The organism is Streptomyces sp. NBC_01454 (assembly GCF_036227565.1).
Classification (GTDB): Bacteria; Actinomycetota; Actinomycetes; order Streptomycetales; family Streptomycetaceae; genus Streptomyces.
The window spans coordinates 4,736,736-4,754,908 of the sequence record NZ_CP109460.1 but is presented as its reverse complement, the minus strand read 5'-3'; the positions used below and the strand labels follow the sequence as shown (position 1 = coordinate 4,754,908).

Here is an 18,173-nt window from a genome sequence, read left to right as displayed (position 1 = left end):
GCAGTCCCGCCAAGCCCCGGCCGCCGTGCCGCCGTGCCGCCATGCCCCGTGCCGCCATGCCGAACCGTCTGCGTTCGTCGTAGCCGCCGCCGTCCCCGTACTGCGTCCGCGGCAGGCCAAGAGTCTGCGGACGGGCGACGACGGGACCCGGGGCGGGACGGCAAGTTGGGTGGTGCCGCAAACGGCGACAGCACACCGTAAGTCGAGGAATCTGGAGCAGCTGTGGCCCCTGAACCACACCACGCGGACGAGGACGCGGATGCCCTCCGGGCAGCCGCACGCGAGCGGCTGCGTGCGGCGGTGGTCGATGTCGCGCCCGTATTCGGATTCACCGTGAGCTTCGCCCTCACCCACCGGCTGGCCCTCGCGCTGACACTCGCCTTCACAGCGGGGGCCGGCGTCAGCATCTACCGCCTGGTGCGCAGGAAACCGGCGTGGCGCGCGCTGACGGTCCTGGGCCTGGTCTGTGTCCAGGGGGCGGTGGCCGCACGGACCGGGGAGGCCACCGACTTCTTCCTGCCGAGCCTGATCCTGCACGGCGCGACGGTCACCGCGAACGCCGTGATGCTGCTGCTCAGGTGGCCGCTGATGGGCGTGGCGGTGGGGCTGGTCACCAAGGAAGGAACCGGCTGGCGCCGCTGCACGGTGCGACGCCGGGCCTACGCCCACGGCAGCCTGGTCGTCCTCGGCAGCGGTCTCGTGACGCTGACGGTCCAGCTGTCGCTGTACCTGTCCGACCAGGCCATCGTGCTCGGCTTCTTCGACAGCGTCGGGCCGCTCGTCCTCGCCCTGTCCGTACTGCTCGGCTGGCGCGTCTACCGGCACTCGCTCGGTACGCACCGCTGCGACACCCACGACCCCATGAACGCCCCGTCCACGACATCCCTCCCGCTGGAAAGGACCCTCCCGTGACGCACACCCAGCCCCTCGACGAACAGCCTCTCACCGAGCAGCCCCTCAGCAGTCAACCCACCGCCCGCACCTGCCCGTTCAACCCTCCGGAGGAGTACCGGACGCTGCGTGCGGAGGACCCGATCAGCCGGGTGACCCTCCCGGACGGGGTGCCCGGCTGGCTGGTCACCCGGTACGAGGACGTACGGACGGTCCTCACCGACCCGCGGTTCAGCTCGAAGCGCGGCCGGGCCGGTGGCCCCCCGACGCTGGACGGGCCGCCGCCCGCGCCCCTCCCCGGGATGTTCATCGGGATGGACGCACCGGAGCACACCCGCTTCCGGCGGCTGCTCACCGGGCAGTTCACCGTGCGCCGGATGCGGCAGCTGACCCCGGCCGTGGAGCAGATCGTCGCCGATCAGCTGGACCTCATGGCCGAGGCCGAGGGCCCGGTCGATCTCGTCCAGGCCTTCGCGCTGCCGGTTCCTTCGCTGGTGATCTGCGAACTGCTCGGGGTGCCGTACGCCGACCGCGAGGAGTTCCAGCGGTACTCGGCCACGATCATCCGGATCGATGCGACCCCCGAGGAATTCCAGGAGGCCATGCAGGCACTGCGTGCGTACATCCGCCGGCTCGCGGTCGCCAAGCGCGAGAACCCCACCGACGACCTCCTCGGCTCACTGGTGCAGTCCGGCGACCTGACCGACGAGGAACTGGCCGGTGTCGGGGCGCTGTTGCTGCTCGCCGGGCACGAGACGACCGCGAACATGATCGCGCTGAGCACCATGTGCCTGCTGCGCAACCCCGAGCAGCTGGCCGCACTGCGCGCCGACCCGTCCCTCATGGACGGCGCGGTGGAGGAGCTGCTGCGCTTCCTGACCATCGTTCAGTTCGGCCCCCGGCGCACGGCGCTGGAGGACATCGAGCTGAACGGCCACCACATCAAGGCGGGCAGCCTGGTGGTCGCCTCCGTGATGTCCGGGAACCGGGACGCGGAGCATTTCACCGGCGACCCGGAAGAGCTGGACCTGGACCGGCCGTACAGCCCGCACCTGGCGTTCGGCCACGGCATCCACCAGTGCCTGGGCCAGCAGCTGGCCCGGGTGGAGGTGGGCGCGGCCCTGTCCGCACTGCTGCAGCGGTTCCCTGACCTGCGGCTGGCGGTCCCGGTGGAGGAGGTGCCCATGCGCGACAACATGATCGTCTACGGCGTCCGCGAACTGCCCGTCACCTGGTAGGGCCGGCCCCGCGCCGTACGACACCGAACACCACACCCCACGGAGAACCCCCATGAAGATCCTCATTGACGAGGACAAGTGCGTCGGCGCGGGCCAGTGCGTGCTGTCGGCCGCCGACGTCTTCGACCAGCGGGACGAGGACGGCATCGTCGTCCTGCTCGACGACCGCCCGCCGCACTCGTCGCTGGCTCAGGTCAAGGAGGCGGCCGCCCGTTGCCCCGCGCTGGCGATCGAGGTGGTGGAGTAGTGCCCGCCTTGGACCACATCGTCCTGGTGGGGGCCTCGGCCGCTGGTCTTGCCGCGGCCGACACCCTGCGGCGCGAGGGCTTCACCGGGAAGCTGACCATGATCGGCGAGGAGCTGCGGCCGCCCTACGACCGGCCGCCGCTGTCCAAACAGGTACTGGCCGGCGACTGGGAACCGCACCGGTCCACCCTGCGCCAGGAGGACGACCTCCAACGGCTGCGGCTCACCCTGCGGTTGGGCTGCCGGGCGACCGGTCTGGACCCGGCGGAACGCACCGTGCGCCTGGCGGACGGGGACCGGCTGGGCTACGACGGCCTGCTCATCACCACCGGGCTGCGCCCCCGCCGGCTGCCCTTCGGCCACGACCTGGCCGGGGTGCACGTCCTGCGCACCCTGGACGAGACCCTCACCCTGCGCGCCCAGCTGCTGACCGGGCCCCGCGTCGTGGTGATCGGTGCCGGCTTCCTCGGCAGCGAGATCGCCGCCACCACCCGCGGTCTCGGTCTGGACGTCGCCCTCGTCGACATCGGGCCGACGCCGCTGGCCGGCCAAGTCGGCAGCTGGGCGGGCGGTTTGCTGGGGGACATGCATCGTGACCACGGTGTCCGCCTGCACATGCGCCGCCAGGTCACCGGCCTGACCGGCGAGAACGGGCGGGTCAGCGCGGTGACGCTGGACGACGGCACCCGGCTGCCCGCCGACGTGGTCGTGGTGGCCATCGGATCGGTGCCGGCCACCGATTGGCTGGCCGGTTCCGGGCTCCCGCTGGGCGACGGGGTGCTCTGCGACAGCACCTGCCGGGCGGCGCCCGGGGTGTACGCGGCGGGGGACGTCGCCAACTGGCCGCACCCCGTGGCCGGCGGCCGGGTCCGCCTCGAACAGCGCACCAACGCCACCGAGCAGGCCATCGCCGCCGCCCGCAATCTCCTCGCCGGGCCGGGGGACGCGGTGCCCTACGCACCGATCCCGTTCGGCTGGACCGACCAGTACGACGCCAAGATACAAACCTACGGATGGTGTCCCCCGGACGCGACGGTCGAGGTCGTCGAAGGGGATCCGCGGGCAGGCAAGTTCGTCGCGCTCTACAAGACGGACGGCCGCACGGTGGGCGCGCTCGGCTGGAACAGCGCACGCGCCCTGCGCGGGTACCGCGGCCGGCTCGTCGAGGCCGGCGCCCCCGCCTGACACGCCGCCGGCCGGGAGGCACGGCTCCCGCCCGGCGGCTCACGGGACCCGGGCGGGGCCACACCGGCAGGCACCCGGAAGACACCCGGAAGGGCCGACCCGGCGGGCCCCCAGGCCCGGCCCCGCCCAGAACTGCGTACCGTGAGGGAGTGCACATGATCGACCGGTTCCGGCTGTGGCTGGCCGCCGCCTCGCCGCTCATGCGTGACCTGGTCGTCGCGGTGGGCTGCTTCGTCGTCGTCAGCCCGCTGGCCGCTGCCTCCGCCTCCTACAACCACACCTCGATCGCCCTGTCGCTCGCCGCGTTCGCGGTCTCGTGTGTGCCGCTGATCGCGCGGAGCCGCTGGCCGCTGGCCGTGCTCTCCGTGGTCGTGGCCGTGTATCTGGTCCAATTCGCGCTGCTCCCGCTCGCCCGGCCCACGCCCGCCGCCACGGCCGTCGCGCTGCACGCGCTGGCGATCCGCCGCCCGGGCCGTCTGGCCTGGTGGGCGGGCGGGTGCGCAGCCGCCGCCTTCATCACCGCGTCGCTGATCTTCCGGCCGGGTCAGGAGAACCTCCCGCAGTCGCTCGCCCTGATCACCTGGACGCTGATGGCGGTGGCCGTCGGCGACGCCGTCCGCAGCCGCCGCGAGGTGCTCGCCGCCACCGTGGAGCGGGCCGAGCGGGCCGAGCGCACCAAGGAGGAGGAGGCCCGCAGCCGGGTCACCGCGGAACGGCTGCGGGTCGCCCGGGAGCTGCACGACGTCGTGGCCCACCACATCACCCTGGTCAACGCCCAGGCGGGCGTCGCCCACCACCTCATGCACACCGACGCCGAGCACGCCTACCAGGCGCTCGAACGCATCCGGGACACCAGCCGGGCCGCGCTGGACGAACTGCGCGCCACCGTGGGGCTGCTCCGCTACGGCGAGGACACGGTCGAGCCCCGCGAACCCGCCCCCGGGCTCGCCGGCCTCGACGGCATGGTGGACTCCTTCCGCCACGTCGGCCTCACCATCACCCTGGAGCGCACCGGTGACCCCGGCGAGCTGCTGCCGATCACCGATCTGACGGCCTACCGGATCATCCAGGAGGCCCTGACCAACACCCGCAAGCACACCGGCCCGACATCGGTGCGGATCCGGCTGGCCTTCCGCACCGACGTCCTGCGGGTGACCGTCGAGGACGACGGGCCGGGCCCCCCGGGGGACGACGGCGGTCCCGGCCCCGCCACCCCGTTCCTCGACGCGGCCGAGGCCGCCGGCACCGGCCACGGAATGATCGGCATGCGGGAGCGGGTCAAGGCCGCCGGAGGTACCCTCACCGCCGGACCACGCCACGACGGGGGCTTCCGAATCGCCGCCGAGCTGCCGCTGCACGCCGGCCGAAAGGGCTGACCATGACCATCCGTGTGCTGCTCGCCGACGACCAGGCCCTGCTGCGCGGCACCTTCCGCATGCTTCTCGACTCCGCCCCCGACATGGAGGTCATCGCGGAGGCCGCCACCGGCCGCGAAGCCGTCGAACTGGCCCGCAGTCACCGCGCGGATCTGGTGCTGATGGACATCCGGATGCCCGACCTCGACGGCCTCGCCGCCACCCGGCTGATCAGCGAGAACGAGGATCTCGCGGGGGTGAAGGTGCTGGTGCTGACCACCTTCGAGAACGACGAGTACGTGGCGGAGGCGCTGCGCGCCGGGGCGAGCGGCTTCCTCGGCAAGGGCATCAACCCGGACGAACTCCTCGACGCGATCCGGGTGGTCGCCGCCGGCGACTCCCTGCTCTCGCCGATCGCGACCAAAGCGCTGATCGCCCGCTTCCTGGCCCAGCCCGCGGCGCCCTGCCGGGCCGCACCATCCCAACTGGCCGCCCTGACCCCGCGGGAGCGCGAGGTGGTCGCCCTGGTCGCCGCCGGCCTGTCCAACGACGAGATCGCCGAACGCCTCTTCGTCACCCCGCTGACCGCCAAGACCCACGCGAACCGCGCGATGACCAAACTGGGCGCCCGGGACCGGGCCCAACTCGTGGTCATCGCCTACCAGACGGGACTGGCCCGCCCGGACGGCTCATGACGGTGATCCGGCGCTGACGCCCTGGTCGGTCCGCCTCACCCCGGCCAGACGATCGCCTGCAGTTCGCTGTACGCGTGCAGGGCGTAGGAGCCCACGTCCCGCCCCACCCCGCTCTTCTTGAAGCCGCCGAACGGGGCCTCCATGTTCCGCCCGACGGTGTTCACGCCGACCCCGCCGGCCCGCAGCTGCCGGGCCACCCGGAAGGCGCGGGAGACATCGCCGGACCACACGTAGTCGATGAGGCCGTAGTCGCTGTCGTTGGCGAGGGCCACCGCCTCGTCCTCGTCGTCGAAGGGCAGGGTGACGACGACCGGGCCGAAGATCTCCTCGCGCACCACCCGCATCCCGGGGGTGCAGTCGGCCAGCAGCGTCGGCGCGACATAGAAGCCGCGCAGCGGCACGGACGGCCGTTCCCCGCCCGCGACGACCCGCGCGCCCTCCTTGCGCCCCAGCTCCACATACGACTCGACGCGATCGCGGTGCGCGGCCGAGATCACCGGCCCGACCACCGTCCCCCGCGCCCGGGGGTCGCCGACCGGCAGCCGCGCGACGTACCGCGCCAGCCGCTCCACCAGCGCCTCGTACACCCGGCGTTGCACGAGCACCCGGGTCGGCGCCGTGCAGATCTGGCCGCTGTAGAAGGAGTACGTCGTACCGATGCCGGCCACCGCCGCGTCCAGGTCCGCATCGTCGAAGACCACCGCGGCGCCCTTGCCGCCCAACTCCATGAGCTGGCGCTTCATCCCGCGTCCGCAGACCTCCGCGATGCGCTGCCCGACGGCCGTGGAGCCCGTGAAGCTCACCATGTCGACGTCGGGCGCGTCGACGGCCGCCGCGCCGACCTCCGCCGAGGCCCCGCCGACGACGTTCACGACTCCCGGTGGCACCCCCGCCTCCGCCAGCGCCGCCGCCATCCGGTACACCGACAACGGATCCTGCGGGGCCGGCTTCACCACGACGGTGTTGCCCATCGCCAGAGCCGGCGCGATCTTGCCCGCGGGGTTCGCCCAGGGGTTGTTGTACGAGGTGATGCAGGTGACGACGCCGACCGGCTGCCGTACGGCCAGCGCCCCCAGCACGCCCGCCTTCCCCATCGGCCCCGCCTCGTTGATCTGCGGCGGCAGCCCCTGCTCGACCGGCTCCAGCGCCCCCCGCGCATAGCGCCTGAAGCGCGCCACCCCCACCGCGACCTGCATCCCGCGCGCGGTGGCGGTCGTCGCGCCGCTCTCGGCCTGCGCGAGCTCGGCATGCGCGGCGAAGTCCCGCTGCATCAGCTCCGCGGCCCGGTCCAGGAGCGCGGCGCGGCGCTGCGGCGGTGTTCGGGACCAGGCCGGGAACGCCGCGCGCGCCGCGGACGCCGCCTCGTGCACCTGCGCCCGGCTCGCCTCCGGAGCGAGTCCGACGACGGCCTCCGTCGCCGGGTCGATGACCTCGTGGTGCCCGCCGTCCGGCTCGGTCCACTCCCCGCCGATGAACAGCCTCTCCGCGGCCCTCACTTGGTGCTCACCGTTCTCGTGTCGCGCCCCGAGCGCAGCACCGTCCCCGGCACCGCGCCGGTCACCACGTCCTCCCGGATCACCTCGACGCCGTTGACCCACACCGCGTTGACGCCGATCGCCCGGGAGTCCAGGCGCGGGCTGTCGCCGGGCAGATCGTGCACCAGCGTGGCCTTGCCCGCGTCGATCCGCTCGGGGTCGAAGAGGACCAGGTCCGCGTGCCAGCCCTCCTCGATGCGGCCCCGTTCCCGCAGGCCGAAGAGCTGCGCGGGGTCGTCGGTGAGCATCTTCACGGCCTGCTCCAGCCCCCTCAGCTTCCTGCCCCGCAGACAGTCGCCGAGGAAGCGCGTGGTGTACGGCGCCCCGCACATCCGGTCCAGGTGGGCGCCCGCGTCCGACCCGCCCAGCAGCACGTCCTCGTGCTGCCAGGTTTCGGCACGCAGCGCCCAGGAGGCCGGGTCGTTGTCGCTGGGCATCGGCCACAGCACCGTCCGCAGCCGGTCGTTGGCGCAGATCTCGACCAGGCAGGCGAGGGGCTCCTGGCCGCGTTCGGCCGCGATGTCCCCGACGACGCGGCCGGTCAGGCCCTCGTTCTCCGCGGAGTAGGTGTCCCCGATGACATAGCGGCCGAAGTGGGCGAGCCGCCGGAAGACGCCCGCCTCCTCGCTGTGCGCCCGCCGCAGCAGCTCGTCGCGGACGTCCGGGTCGCGCAGCCGCTCGATCCGCTCGGGCACCGGCAGGCCCAGGACCTCGCCCCACCCGGGTATCAGGTTCAGGGCGCAGAAGGTGCCGAGGGACATGTTCATGGGCGTCAGGATCGGCATCGTCAGGGCCACGATCCGGCCGCCGGCCTGCCGGGCCCGTTCGCTGGCGAGCAGCTGCCGCGGCACCCGCTCGGGCACGGCCGCGTCGATGGTCAGCACATTCCAGTTCAGCGGGCGTCCGGCGGTCGCGCTCAGCTCGACCAGCAGCTCGATCTCGGCGTCGCTGAACCGGTCCAGGCAGCCGGCCACGATCGCCTCGATCTGGGTGCCCTCGTGCGCGGCGACGGCCCGCGCCAGCGCGAGCAGTTCCGCCGGCTCGGCGTGCCGGGAGGCGACCGGCCGCCCGTCGCCGTCGGAGTGGGTGGCGGACCGGGTGGTGGAGAAGCCCCACGCCCCGGCGTCCATCGCCTCGTGGAAGAGCGTCAGCATCTGCTCCAGCTGTGCGGGTGTGGGCTGCCCGCCGACGGCGTCCTCCCCCATGACGTAGCGGCGCAGTGCGCAGTGCCCCACCATGAAGCCCGCGTTGACGGCGATCCGCCCCTCCAGCGCGTCCAGATACTCGCCGAAGGAGCTCCACGACCAGGGCGCGCCCTCCTCCAGCGCCACCAGGGACATGCCCTCGACCTTGGACATCATCCGGCGGGTGTAGTCGGCGTCGGCGGGCCGTGCGGGGTGGAGCGGGGCCAGGGTGAATCCGCAGTTGCCACCGGCCACGGTCGTCACCCCGTGGTTGAGCGAGGGCGTGGCGTACGGGTCCCAGAAGAGCTGGGCGTCGTAGTGGGTGTGCGGGTCGACGAAGCCGGGGGCGAGGACCAGCCCGGTGGCGTCCTCGCTGGTCGCCGCGGCCTGGGTGACGGTGCCGGCCGGCGCGATGACGGCGATCCGGCCGTCGAGGATGCCGACATCGGCGGTGCGGGCGGGCGCGCCCGTGCCGTCCACGACGGTCGCGCCCTTGATCAGGTGGTCGAGCACGGGCGATGCCCCCTTCTCGTTGGCTTCTTGTCGGCTTCTGCTCGGCTTCTCCTCGGCCTCTGCTCGGCCTCTGCTCGGCCTCTGCTCGGCGGAACCCGGCCCGTCCCCGGCGGACCGGGCCCTCTCCCCGGCGGAAGAGGGCGGGGCCGGCCGGCGGGCGTCAGCTGCTCGCGGTCTTACGGAACCGGGTGGTCCGGTGCACCGGATCCGTGTCGATCTTCGGGATCACGTGCTCGCCGATCAGCCGGATCGAGTGCATGGTGTCCTCGTACGAGATCCCGATCGGCAGCCCGAAGCTCAGCTGGTCGGCGCCCGCCCGCTCCCAGCGCCGGCACTGCCCGAGCACCTCGTCCGGGTCGCCGCAGATCATCAGCTCCTCGGCGATCAGCAGCTCGATGACCTCCGTGGTGTAGTCGGGCAGCAGCTCGGGCCACTCCGGGATGCCGTCGGGCCGCGGGAAGGTGTCGTGGTAGCGAAAGACCAGCGACTGGAGGTAGTTGAGCCCTCCGTTGACCGCGATCTCCACCGCCTTGTCGTGCGTCTCGGCGCAGATCGCGGTCGAGGTCACCATCACGTTGTCGTTGACGAAGTCACCGATCGGCTCGGCGTCCCGGATCGCCGTCTTGTACTGCTCCAGCACCCACTCCATGTCGGAGACCTTCTGCACGCTGAAGCCGAGGACGCCCAGGCCCTTCTTCGCGGCCATGGCGTACGAGGACGGCGAGCCGGCCGCGTACCACATCGCCGGGTGCGAGGCCCCGTACGGCTTGGGGAAGATCTTGCGCGGCGGCAGCTGCCAGTGGGTGCCCCGGAACCCGGGGTACTCCTCCTGGAGCCACATCTTCGGGAACTCGGCGATGGTCTCTTCCCAGATCTCCTTGGTGTGGTTCATGTCGGTGATACCCGGCAGGAACCCCAGGATCTCGTGGCTGCCGGCGCCCCGCCCGCTGCCGAATTCGAAGCGCCCTTCGCTGAGATGGTCGAGCATGGCGACCTTCTCGGCGACCTTCACCGGGTGGTTGACCTGGGCGAGAGGGTTGAAGATCCCGGACCCCAGGTGGATCCGCTCGGTCGCATGGGCCAGATAGCCCAGGAAGACGTCATTGGCGGAGAGGTGCGAGTACTCCTCCAGGAAGTGGTGCTCGGACGCCCAGGCGTATTTGAAGCCGGACTTGTCCGCCTGGATGACGTACTCGGTCTCCTCCATCAGCGCCTTGTGCTCCGCGAGCGGATCGGTCTCGGCCCGCTTGCCCACGTACCCCTGTACAAAGAGCCCGAATTCCACGGAGGTTCACCGTCCCCTGGACTGTTTCTGACGCATCGTCAGATTCGATGTGCCGACTGTTCCAGCGCACGCACGGAGCGTCAAGGGTCGCCACCGGACGACCTGACACCGCCTCAGATGAGGCTGACCCCCGCCAGCCAGCCCCCGTCGATGACGAACGGCTGCCCGGTGATGTACGACGAGTCCTCGCACGACAGGAAGAGCGCCAGCTTGGCGACCTCCACCGGCTGCCCGATCCGCCCCAGCGGCACCACCTTCCGGTAGAGCTCGTCGACGGCCCGTTTCGACTCGGCGGGGTCGGCGGCCGGGTCGAGCGCGGCCGGGTTGGTCATCGGGGTGTCCACCGCCCCCGGGCACACCGCGTTGACCCGGATCTTCCGGGCCGCCAGCTCCACCGCGGCGACCCGGGTCAGCCCGAGGACGGCGTGCTTGGTCGCGGCGTACGCCCCGACGAACGCCATGCCCGTCAGCGCCGTGTACGAGGCCGTGTTGACGATGGTCCCGCCGCCCGCCGCCTCGATCTCCGGCGCCACCGTACGGATCCCCAGGAAGCAGCCGACCTGGTTGACCTGCACCACCTGCTGGAACTCCGCCAGCGGCGTCGACACCAGCTCGTTGAAGCGCAGGATCCCGGCGTTGTTGACCAGCCCGTCGATCTTCCCGAAGGTGTCCTTGGCGGCGACGGCGGCGGCCTGCCAGTCGTCCTCCCGCGTCACATCCAGATGGACGTAGCGCGCGACGCCCTCCCCCAGCTCCGCGGCGAGCGTCTCCCCCTGCCCGTCGAGCACATCCCCCAGCAGCACCCGCGCCCCCTCCGCGACGAACAGCCGCGCCTCCTGCTCCCCCTGCCCACGCGCCGCCCCCGTCACGATGACGACCCGCCCGTCGAGCTTGCCCATGCCTGCACTCCTCCGGTTGATGAGCACGACCGTGCGTGACGTCGCCGGCCTCCGCCCGTGTCCGGGCCGTCAGTCGTTGAGCAGCGCCGCCACATCCGTCCCGAACGCCGCCATCTGATCCGTCAGTTCGTCCCGGCTGCGGCTGCGGAACCGCACCTGGACCTGATCCACCCCCATCGCCCGGTACTCCCGCAGCGAGTCCGCGATCCGCTCCGGCGCCCCCGACAGCGTCCACCGGCCGACCGCCCACCCCGGCTCGCCCACGTACAGCGGCTCGGCGAGGGCGCCGATCACGAGGGGCGCCTCGATCCCCGCCGCCTCGCGCAGCCGCCGCAGCCGCGCGATCTGCCCGGGCAGCGCGTCCCGCCGGTCCCCCTGCGGCAGCCAGCCGTCGCCACGCTCCGCGGCCCGGCGGACGGCGGCGGGCGAGGAGCCGCCCACCCAGAGGGGCGGCCGCGGCGTCTGCACGGGGCGCGGCGCCTGACCCAGCCCCTCGAACGCGAACCGCTCCCCCGCGAACTCGGGGAACTCCTCCGGCCCCAGCGCCGCCTTCAGCGCGTCGACCGTCTCGTCCAATACGGCCCCGCGCCGCGCGAAGTCCACCCCGAGCGCCTCGAACTCCTCCTGGACGTGCCCGGCCCCGACCCCGAGAATCAGCCGCCCCCCGGAGAGCCGGTCCAGCGTCGCGTACTGCTTGGCCGTGACCAGCGGATGCTTCAGCCCGACCACCGCCACATGGCTCAGCAGCCGCACCCGCTCGGTGACGGCGGCCAGATGCGCGAGGGTGGCGACCGGGTCGTACCAGACGGTGCTCATCGCCTCGGCCAGCCGCCGCGGGATCGCGATGTGCTCACAGCAGGCGAGATACGCGAACCCGTACCGGTCGGCGGCCCGCGCAACCGCCACCAGATCGGCCGGCCCCGCCGCCGGCTCCCACCCCTCCGCGAACAACGTGCTCTGCGCCTGCACCGGAAGCTGCATCCCATACGCCACCCGCCCCGAATCGGGCCGCCACACCGCCCCGTCCGCGCCGTCCATACGCCCTCCCGCTATATCTGACGCATCGTCATATAGCTTGCGCGGGACATCGTGGTGGCTGCGGGGGCATCAGGCAAGGGGTCCTGGAATGCGTGCCATCCTGATTCAGTCCCAGGAAAGCCACTGCCTCTCGGGACCTACCTGCACCCGCAAGCGCCCAGCACCAGGCGCGCCCGCCGCGCGCCACTCCTCGATCCGGTCCGTGATCCGGTCCCAGAGGCGCACAGGACCCCCCTGGCGCACCGTCCAGCCGCCGACTCCCGGAGCGAGACATGCCCACGCCCCGGCTTCCACATCGATCACGACGTGGTCCGTCCGGTCTGCCCGGGGGAGCGTGAAGCGCTGCGCTCGGGGCGCGGCGAACTGGGCGATGAACCGCGCAGTCCAGCCGTCCAGCACATCCGCACCCAACCGGGCAGGTTCCGCAGCGGCATCATCGAACCTGGGCAGGATGCCCAGAGGGGGCGGAGTGTGGGACCTGGCCGGCATGAAAGAGACCTGCCCGCCCAGAACAGGGCCGCCAGCTGTGCCGTCGTCGGTCACGGTGAGGCGGACGAGTTCGGACGCATTCATACGTCCGCCGATCGTGACGAGGATCTGGCCACCGGGCCGGACCTGTGAGAGCCACGCGGCCGGGACCGTCAACACCGCGCAGGTGGCGATCACGCGATCGTAGGGGCCCCCGCTCGGGTAACCGGCAAGGCCGTCGCCGACCACACACATCGGGTGACACCCGGCTGCCGCAAGTGCGATACCGGCACGCGTGGAGACCTCCGGATCCGTCTCGATCGTGACCACGTTGTCCTCGCCGACGACGTGGCAGAGCAACGCCGTGGAGTAACCGGTCCCGGTGCCGATCTCCAAGACGTTCGCCCCTGCTGTGACGTGCAGCTCCTCCAGCATCCGGACGACCAGGCCCGGCTTCGTGGCGGAGGAGGTGGGAGCCGCGGCGATTCGGCCCTCGATCTGATCAGGGAAGACCGCTCCCGCCAGCTGGGTCACCAGGGTGTCGTCCTCGTACACGCGGGAGAAACCGTCGCCGGAGCCGGCCGGGAAGGCGGACCGGTACCAGCCGCCCCCGTCGTGCTCGAACCAACCGCGCGAAAGAAATACCTCGCGCGGCACGGAAGCCACCGCCTGTTTCCACGTGTGACTGCGCAGCACTCCCGCCTTGCGGAGGCGCTGGACAAGTTCGTGGCGGAGGTGGTCGGCGGATGCAGAGTCAGGCATGGAGAGTTTCTCCGTTCTCAAGAAGGTCGGCGATGGCCGCCGTTAGGGGAAGGCCCGCCGCCGCCTCCAGCCATGCCCATTGGCCGTTGGGGTTGCACTCCAGAAACCACCATGCGCCGTCAGCGGTCAGGGCAAAGTCGAAAGCCCCGTAACGGAGGTCGAAGGCAGGTTCTCCCTCCACGCTGTAGGCCGCGGCGTGCAAGGGTTTGTAGATCGTGGGTTGTGCCGCGGTGAAGTTCCGTGCCTCCACCAAGTCATTGGTGATCACTGTCGCGGGGACGGTGAAACCGGCCACACGCGCCGTAGCCAGCTGTGCGGGCTTGTATTCGGCGCGGGCAATGGCTTGCGGATGGCTGAGGTACAGGCAACCCGGCAGAGAAGCGAGCACACCGCCTAACCCACGTCGGCTCTCCCGAGCCGCGAAGTTGCTGTCCTGGGAGTCGGCTTTCGCCGTGTACGCACTGGGGCGTCGGTGATAAAGGGCACGCACATTCCCCAGGTCAGCCGTGTGACCGCCGTTCGTGAACGTGCCACACCAGCCCGCCGGCCCCAGGCGAGCCGTCAACGCTGCCGAAACGGGGAAGTCCCGGCCCGGATCGAAGCGGACGACGGGCACCCGGCGCCGGTTGAGTTCCGCGATGACCAGATCAGCTGTTGCGTCTTCGTCTTGAGTGGAAACCAGCACCGGGCGTCCGTCCATGCCGCTCCCCCTAGTCCTGCTCCGCATCGTGGCCGGTGTCAGCGTCAAGCCGGCCGTCCTTGCTGACCTGCGTGGGTGGATACGTGTTGACTGATGTCCCGTGTTTGCCGAGTTCGGCAGGGGTCATCCGGCCGTCCCCACCGATCCACCGACCGGTTTGGGTGTGCGGGTCGATCCCCGCATAGGACCACGGGGTGGGGAACCCATTGCGCAGGGGTGCCATGCGACGCATGCCCCAAGGTGCCGCTGTCGGCTGTGTGGCGTGTTCTTGCACGATTCCTCCTCGATCAAAGAGCGCACTCTGCACTCCGGCACTGCCCCGACCGGCCGATGCCGGACTTCCTCACCAACCGGAGCCGGGCCTATCACTCGCGCCACCTACTCGCGCGTGGGCAAGTCCCTCCCGTGCCCTTCGGGCTCGCTGTCCGCGGGGGGCAGCCCGACGTTTCTGCTCTCCGCGACCCGCAATACGTGGCGGAGAGCGGCAGTCAACTCTGCCGAGAGGAAGCGGAGTTGATCTGTAGTGGCTTTGATGTCGCCCAGCATGTCGGCCGCGTGGCCGAGCAGGTCTTGGGCCATGTCGAGCTGGACGTTCTCGACGTCATCCGCGAGGCGGGAGACGTAACCCGTACCGTCGCCCAAAAGGAAGCACGGGTTGCCGTCCGGGGTCGCCCAAGGCAGCAGCCGGACGGTCGTGTGCGAGTCGCTCACCGTGCGGACGCCTCCCTCTGGCACATCAACGAGGGGTCGAGGTCCACGCCATGGACAGCCAGCCGGAGAGGCCGACGGCGGACGCATTGGCGTCGCGCCTGTTCCCGCCGTTCGTGCGCGACGAGGTATGGACGCACCATGACGGTGTCCTCACCCGGCAGCACCGGCGAGCGGGCCACGCAGCCGACCGGCGCTGCCGCGCAGCGTGCGATGGGAGGCGTGCCGGACACCTGGTGGCAGTCCGGCGATGGCAGTAAGTACTGCGGCAGAGCCTCGAAGATACGGGCGATACAGTGCGGCATGCCGACCTGCTTTCCTCAGGTTGTCCAGCCCCCCGGGCCGTCGAACCGCGGTCGCGGGGGTCTCATCACCGCAACTGTCCTGCCATGCACAACCTGCCGCCTTCCCATCCATGGGTATCCCCATCATGGGTAGGCTCCGACCAGGTCATTGCGACACACTGATACCAGCAGGCGCAACGGGGCGTGCCATGACTGCTTACCAACCGGCGACAGCATTACCGCGGGACTTCCTGAACCGCAAAGACGTGAGCACAGCGATTGCTGCACACGACTTCGGTGCAGTGTTCCATCTCGCACGCAGCAAGGCCGGTATCAGCTATTCGAAGATCGCGGCTGAGTGTGACATCAAGCCGGAACGTGTTGGCGCTTTGGCTCGTGGTCAGGGCAGCATCACGACATTTGAAAAAATCGCCAAGATCGCAGATGCCTTACGCATCCCCGGCCACATGCTCGGCCTTGCTCCCCGCACGTGGGAGTCCGAACCTTCTGGCCAAGTCCCTCGCGTGCCAGCAGGCACCATCACCGAGAGCCGGGACGGAGAAGACGCTGTGCGTCGTAGAGAGTTCTTCAAGGCATCGGCCAGTGCTGGACTGGCCGTCGGCCTGCCTGAGATCGATCAGCTCAAGGCTGGAGGCCGGATCGGCCGTGCAATTCCCGAGCAACTACGGAAGCGCACGGAACGTCTCCGACGTCTAGACGACGTACTGGGCGGGGGTGACACCTATCGCGTCTATCTCGGCGAGCACCTCGCCACCAAGAAACTGATCCGGGATGGTCACTACACCGAGACAACGGGGCGCGCGCTACTGTCCGTGCTGGCAGAGCAGGCGCAACAAGCGGGATGGGCAGCCTTCGACGGTGGTAGGCACACTGACGCGAGCAGTCTGTACGAAGACAGCTACCAAGCCGCAATCCAAGCTGGGGACAACTCCCTTGCCGGAAATGCTCTCGCATTCCTTGCCTACCAGAAGATCAGCGGCGACCGGAAAGCCGGGATCGAGATTGCCGTCACTGCGTGCCGCACGGCAGGCCCAGAAGCTCCTCCTGGTGTCCGGGCACTGCTGTATGAGCGCCTCGCGTGGGCATACGCCATAGCCAATCAGGCGAGTTCGGCAGAAGAGGCGCTCAGCGACGCAGAGACAGCTCTCGAGGAAAGCGCTGGGACTCCGCAACCCGACTGGGTAGCATGGGTTGACCGTAATGAACTGCAGATTATGACTGGCCGTTGCTGGGCGGAGCTGCGCCGTCCCCTCCGTGCAGTCCCCGCGTTGGAGAGCGCGCTAACCGAGTACGGCGACATCCACGCCCGCGACAAGAGCCTTTACTTGTCCTGGCTCGCCGACTCCTACATCTCCGCCGGAGAAATCGAGCAAGCCGCGAGTACAACCAGTCGCGCCTTGGAGTTATCGGCAGGAGTGGCGTCCGTCCGCCCGCGCCACCGCATCGCACCCACCCTGCGACGGCTCAGTTCCCACCGCGAGCTACCGGCAGTGGCCGAAGTCCTGGAGCAGGCCCAGGCATCCTGAAGTCAGCTCGATGCCGTAGTGGTCTCCACCCACCTCAGATATGCCTCGGCCCCCGCGACGATCCGCACGGCGGAGACCTCCGGGTTCTGCCACGGATGGTGCTCCAGCAGGTGCGATTCGACCTCGGCGTATCGATCGGCGCGGACCTTGAGCAGAAGCTGCCATTCCTCACCCGTGCCGAACTCGCCCTGATGCCAGAACACGGACACGACGGGTCCGACGATCTGTGCCCCGGCTGCGAGCCGCGCGGACACGACGGACTGGGCCAGCTTTACGGCCGCCTCGCGGTTCTCCGTGGCGGTGGACACCTGAAGAAAGTCGGTCATGCGGCGAGCCTATCCCCGGCGCGGAAGGCAGGCGACGGCCAAAGGCGGGAGGGCCGCAGCCACGCCACCGGCCCTCCCCCGGTCAGCCCCCAACCCCCGCCCACAGCCCCTCCCCCGTCAGCCCCAGCAGCTCAATCGCATTGCCGCGCACGATGCGTTCGACCACGTCGGGGGCCAGGTGGCCCATCTGGGACTCGCCGACCTCCTTCGACCTCGGCCAGGTGGAGTCCGAGTGCGGGTAGTCCGTCTCGTAGAGGACGTTGCCGACGCCGATCGCGTCGAGGTTGCGCAGGCCGAAGGCGTCGTCGAAGAAGCAGCCGTGGATGTGTTCGGCGAAGAGTTCGGCCGGCGGGCGCAGGACCTTGTCGGCGACGCCGCCCCAGGCGCGGTTCTCCTCCCACACCACATGGGCGCGCTCCAGGACATACGGAATCCAGCCGATCTGCCCCTCGGCGTACATGATCTTCAGCCGGGGAAAGCGGTCGAACTTTCCGCTCATCAGCCAGTCGACCATCGAGAAGCAGCAGTTGGCGAAGGTGATCGTCGAACCGACGGCGGCCGGGGCGTCGGGGGAGGTCGAGGGCATCTTCGACGAGGAGCCGATGTGCATGGCGATGACCGTGCCGGTCTCGTCGCAGGCGCGCAGGAACGGGTCCCAGTAGTCGGTGTGGATGCTGGGCAGCCCCAGATGTGGCGGGATCTCGCTGAAGCAGACCGCCCGGACCCCGCGGTCCGCGTTGCGCCGCACCTCCGCGGCGGCCAGTTCCGCGTCCCACAGCGGGACGAGGGTGAGCGGGATCAGCCGGCCCCGCGCCTGCGGGCCGCACCACTCCTCCACCGTCCAGTCGTTGTACGCCCGCACCCCCAGCAGCCCCAGCTCACGGTCCTTGGCCTCGGTGAAGGTCTGGCCGCAGAAGCGCGGGAAGGTGGGGAAGCACAGGGCGGACTGGACGTGGTTGACGTCCATGTCGGCCAGCCGCTCGGGCACGCTGAAGGAGCCGGGGCGCATCTGCTCGTAGGTGATCCCTTCGAGCCTGATGTCGTCCCGGGAGTAGCCGACGGCGGTGTCCAGGCGGGTCAGCGGACGGTGCAGGTCCTCGTAGACCCACCAGTCGGCTATCGGCCCTTCGTCGCCCGCGGCGCCCATCTTTGGAGCGAACTTTCCGCCGACGAAGGTCATTTCCTTCACGGGCGCCCGGACGACGCGCGGGCCGCTGTCGTGGTACTTCGACGGGAGCCGGTCCCGCCAGACGTGGGGTGGCTCCACCGTGTGGTCATCCACCGAAATGATCCTGGGGAAGGTCGCCATGCCGG

At 70.6% G+C, this 18,173-nt stretch carries 18 protein-coding genes; 7 read left to right on the top strand and 11 right to left on the bottom strand.

Going from position 1 to position 18,173, the window contains the following annotated elements; all coding sequences use genetic code 11:
- Positions 1–222: 222 nt before the first annotated feature.
- From OIU81_RS21155 to OIU81_RS21130, 6 genes are all read left to right on the top strand, one after another.
- Positions 223–912, top strand: a complete 690-nt coding sequence (locus tag OIU81_RS21155; RefSeq protein ID WP_329150174.1) for a DUF3159 domain-containing protein — start codon at positions 223–225, stop codon at positions 910–912.
- Positions 909–2,129 carry a cytochrome P450 gene (locus OIU81_RS21150; protein ID WP_329150172.1) on the top strand — a complete coding sequence of 407 codons (1,221 nt, stop codon included), beginning with the start codon at positions 909–911 and terminating at the stop codon, positions 2,127–2,129. Before OIU81_RS21155 ends, OIU81_RS21150 begins: the two co-directional genes overlap by 4 nt.
- A gap of 52 nt (positions 2,130–2,181) precedes the next feature.
- Positions 2,182–2,376 carry a ferredoxin gene (locus tag OIU81_RS21145; RefSeq protein WP_329150170.1) on the top strand — a complete coding sequence of 65 codons (195 nt, stop codon included), beginning with the start codon at positions 2,182–2,184 and terminating at the stop codon, positions 2,374–2,376.
- A gap of 8 nt (positions 2,377–2,384) precedes the next feature.
- On the top strand, positions 2,385–3,560 hold the full coding sequence (locus tag OIU81_RS21140) for an NAD(P)/FAD-dependent oxidoreductase (protein ID WP_443074155.1): 1,176 nt from the start codon (positions 2,385–2,387) through the stop codon (positions 3,558–3,560).
- Between the two features lie 155 nt (positions 3,561–3,715).
- On the top strand, positions 3,716–4,936 hold the full coding sequence (locus OIU81_RS21135; protein WP_329150166.1) for a sensor histidine kinase: 1,221 nt from the start codon (positions 3,716–3,718) through the stop codon (positions 4,934–4,936).
- Between the two features lie 2 nt (positions 4,937–4,938).
- Entirely contained in the window at positions 4,939–5,610 is a 672-nt protein-coding gene (locus OIU81_RS21130; RefSeq protein WP_329150164.1) for a response regulator transcription factor, read from the top strand.
- A 35-nt stretch (positions 5,611–5,645) separates the two neighbouring features.
- On the opposite strand, the gene OIU81_RS21125 is transcribed toward OIU81_RS21130, so the two are convergent.
- From OIU81_RS21125 to OIU81_RS21085, 9 genes are all read right to left on the bottom strand, one after another.
- Positions 5,646–7,106: an aldehyde dehydrogenase family protein gene (locus tag OIU81_RS21125; RefSeq protein WP_329150162.1), complete on the bottom strand. Its 1,461-nt coding sequence runs from the start codon at positions 7,104–7,106 to the stop codon at positions 5,646–5,648.
- The gene (locus OIU81_RS21120; protein WP_329150160.1) at positions 7,103–8,842 is read right to left on the bottom strand and encodes an N-acyl-D-amino-acid deacylase family protein; all 1,740 of its coding nucleotides are present in this window, start codon (positions 8,840–8,842) and stop codon (positions 7,103–7,105) included. The genes OIU81_RS21125 and OIU81_RS21120 overlap by 4 nt, the downstream gene beginning before the upstream one ends.
- Before the next feature lie 160 nt (positions 8,843–9,002).
- On the bottom strand, positions 9,003–10,127 hold the full coding sequence (locus tag OIU81_RS21115) for an LLM class flavin-dependent oxidoreductase (RefSeq protein ID WP_329150158.1): 1,125 nt from the start codon (positions 10,125–10,127) through the stop codon (positions 9,003–9,005).
- Between the two features lie 113 nt (positions 10,128–10,240).
- Complete coding sequence (locus OIU81_RS21110) at positions 10,241–11,026, bottom strand: SDR family NAD(P)-dependent oxidoreductase (RefSeq protein ID WP_329150156.1); 786 nt, start codon at positions 11,024–11,026, stop codon at positions 10,241–10,243.
- Positions 11,027–11,095: 69 nt separating this feature from the next.
- Positions 11,096–12,064, bottom strand: coding sequence for a TIGR03619 family F420-dependent LLM class oxidoreductase (locus OIU81_RS21105; RefSeq protein ID WP_329150154.1), 969 nt, complete (start codon positions 12,062–12,064; stop codon positions 11,096–11,098).
- Positions 12,065–12,169: 105 nt separating this feature from the next.
- Entirely contained in the window at positions 12,170–13,294 is a 1,125-nt protein-coding gene (gene tgmC / locus OIU81_RS21100; protein WP_329150152.1) for an ATP-grasp peptide maturase system methyltransferase, read from the bottom strand.
- On the bottom strand, positions 13,287–13,994 hold the full coding sequence (locus OIU81_RS21095; RefSeq protein WP_329150150.1) for an MvdC/MvdD family ATP grasp protein: 708 nt from the start codon (positions 13,992–13,994) through the stop codon (positions 13,287–13,289). Before OIU81_RS21095 ends, tgmC begins: the two co-directional genes overlap by 8 nt.
- A 10-nt stretch (positions 13,995–14,004) precedes the next feature.
- Complete coding sequence (locus OIU81_RS21090; protein WP_329150148.1) at positions 14,005–14,226, bottom strand: putative ATP-grasp-modified RiPP; 222 nt, start codon at positions 14,224–14,226, stop codon at positions 14,005–14,007.
- A gap of 146 nt (positions 14,227–14,372) precedes the next feature.
- Positions 14,373–14,705 (bottom strand): hypothetical protein, encoded by a 333-nt coding sequence (locus tag OIU81_RS21085; protein WP_329150146.1) that lies wholly within the window; start codon positions 14,703–14,705, stop codon positions 14,373–14,375.
- 490 nt (positions 14,706–15,195) lie between these two features.
- Between OIU81_RS21085 and OIU81_RS21080 the strand changes: the two genes are divergently transcribed.
- Entirely contained in the window at positions 15,196–16,533 is a 1,338-nt protein-coding gene (locus OIU81_RS21080) for an XRE family transcriptional regulator (protein ID WP_329150144.1), read from the top strand.
- A 2-nt stretch (positions 16,534–16,535) separates the two neighbouring features.
- On the opposite strand, the gene cutA is transcribed toward OIU81_RS21080, so the two are convergent.
- Entirely contained in the window at positions 16,536–16,859 is a 324-nt protein-coding gene (cutA, locus tag OIU81_RS21075; protein WP_329150142.1) for a divalent-cation tolerance protein CutA, read from the bottom strand.
- A gap of 82 nt (positions 16,860–16,941) precedes the next feature.
- Positions 16,942–18,168 carry an amidohydrolase family protein gene (locus tag OIU81_RS21070; RefSeq protein WP_329150140.1) on the bottom strand — a complete coding sequence of 409 codons (1,227 nt, stop codon included), beginning with the start codon at positions 18,166–18,168 and terminating at the stop codon, positions 16,942–16,944.
- Between the last annotated feature and the right edge of the window lie 5 nt (positions 18,169–18,173).

Excerpts from the sequence above, each read along its gene's own strand:
- OIU81_RS21145 (WP_329150170.1), top strand. The coding sequence starts at position 2,182 with ATGAAGATCCTCATTGACGAGGACAAGTGCGTCGGCGCGGGCCAGTGC.
- OIU81_RS21135 (WP_329150166.1), top strand. The coding sequence starts at position 3,716 with ATGATCGACCGGTTCCGGCTGTGGCTGGCCGCCGCCTCGCCGCTCATG.
- OIU81_RS21130 (WP_329150164.1), top strand. The coding sequence starts at position 4,939 with ATGACCATCCGTGTGCTGCTCGCCGACGACCAGGCCCTGCTGCGCGGC.
- OIU81_RS21110 (WP_329150156.1), bottom strand. The coding sequence starts at position 11,026 with ATGGGCAAGCTCGACGGGCGGGTCGTCATCGTGACGGGGGCGGCGCGT.
- OIU81_RS21105 (WP_329150154.1), bottom strand. The coding sequence starts at position 12,064 with ATGGACGGCGCGGACGGGGCGGTGTGGCGGCCCGATTCGGGGCGGGTG.
- tgmC (WP_329150152.1), bottom strand. The coding sequence starts at position 13,294 with ATGCCTGACTCTGCATCCGCCGACCACCTCCGCCACGAACTTGTCCAG.
- OIU81_RS21095 (WP_329150150.1), bottom strand. The coding sequence starts at position 13,994 with ATGGACGGACGCCCGGTGCTGGTTTCCACTCAAGACGAAGACGCAACA.
- OIU81_RS21090 (WP_329150148.1), bottom strand. The coding sequence starts at position 14,226 with ATGCGTCGCATGGCACCCCTGCGCAATGGGTTCCCCACCCCGTGGTCC.
- OIU81_RS21080 (WP_329150144.1), top strand. The coding sequence starts at position 15,196 with ATGACTGCTTACCAACCGGCGACAGCATTACCGCGGGACTTCCTGAAC.
- cutA (WP_329150142.1), bottom strand. The coding sequence starts at position 16,859 with ATGACCGACTTTCTTCAGGTGTCCACCGCCACGGAGAACCGCGAGGCG.
- OIU81_RS21070 (WP_329150140.1), bottom strand. The coding sequence starts at position 18,168 with ATGGCGACCTTCCCCAGGATCATTTCGGTGGATGACCACACGGTGGAG.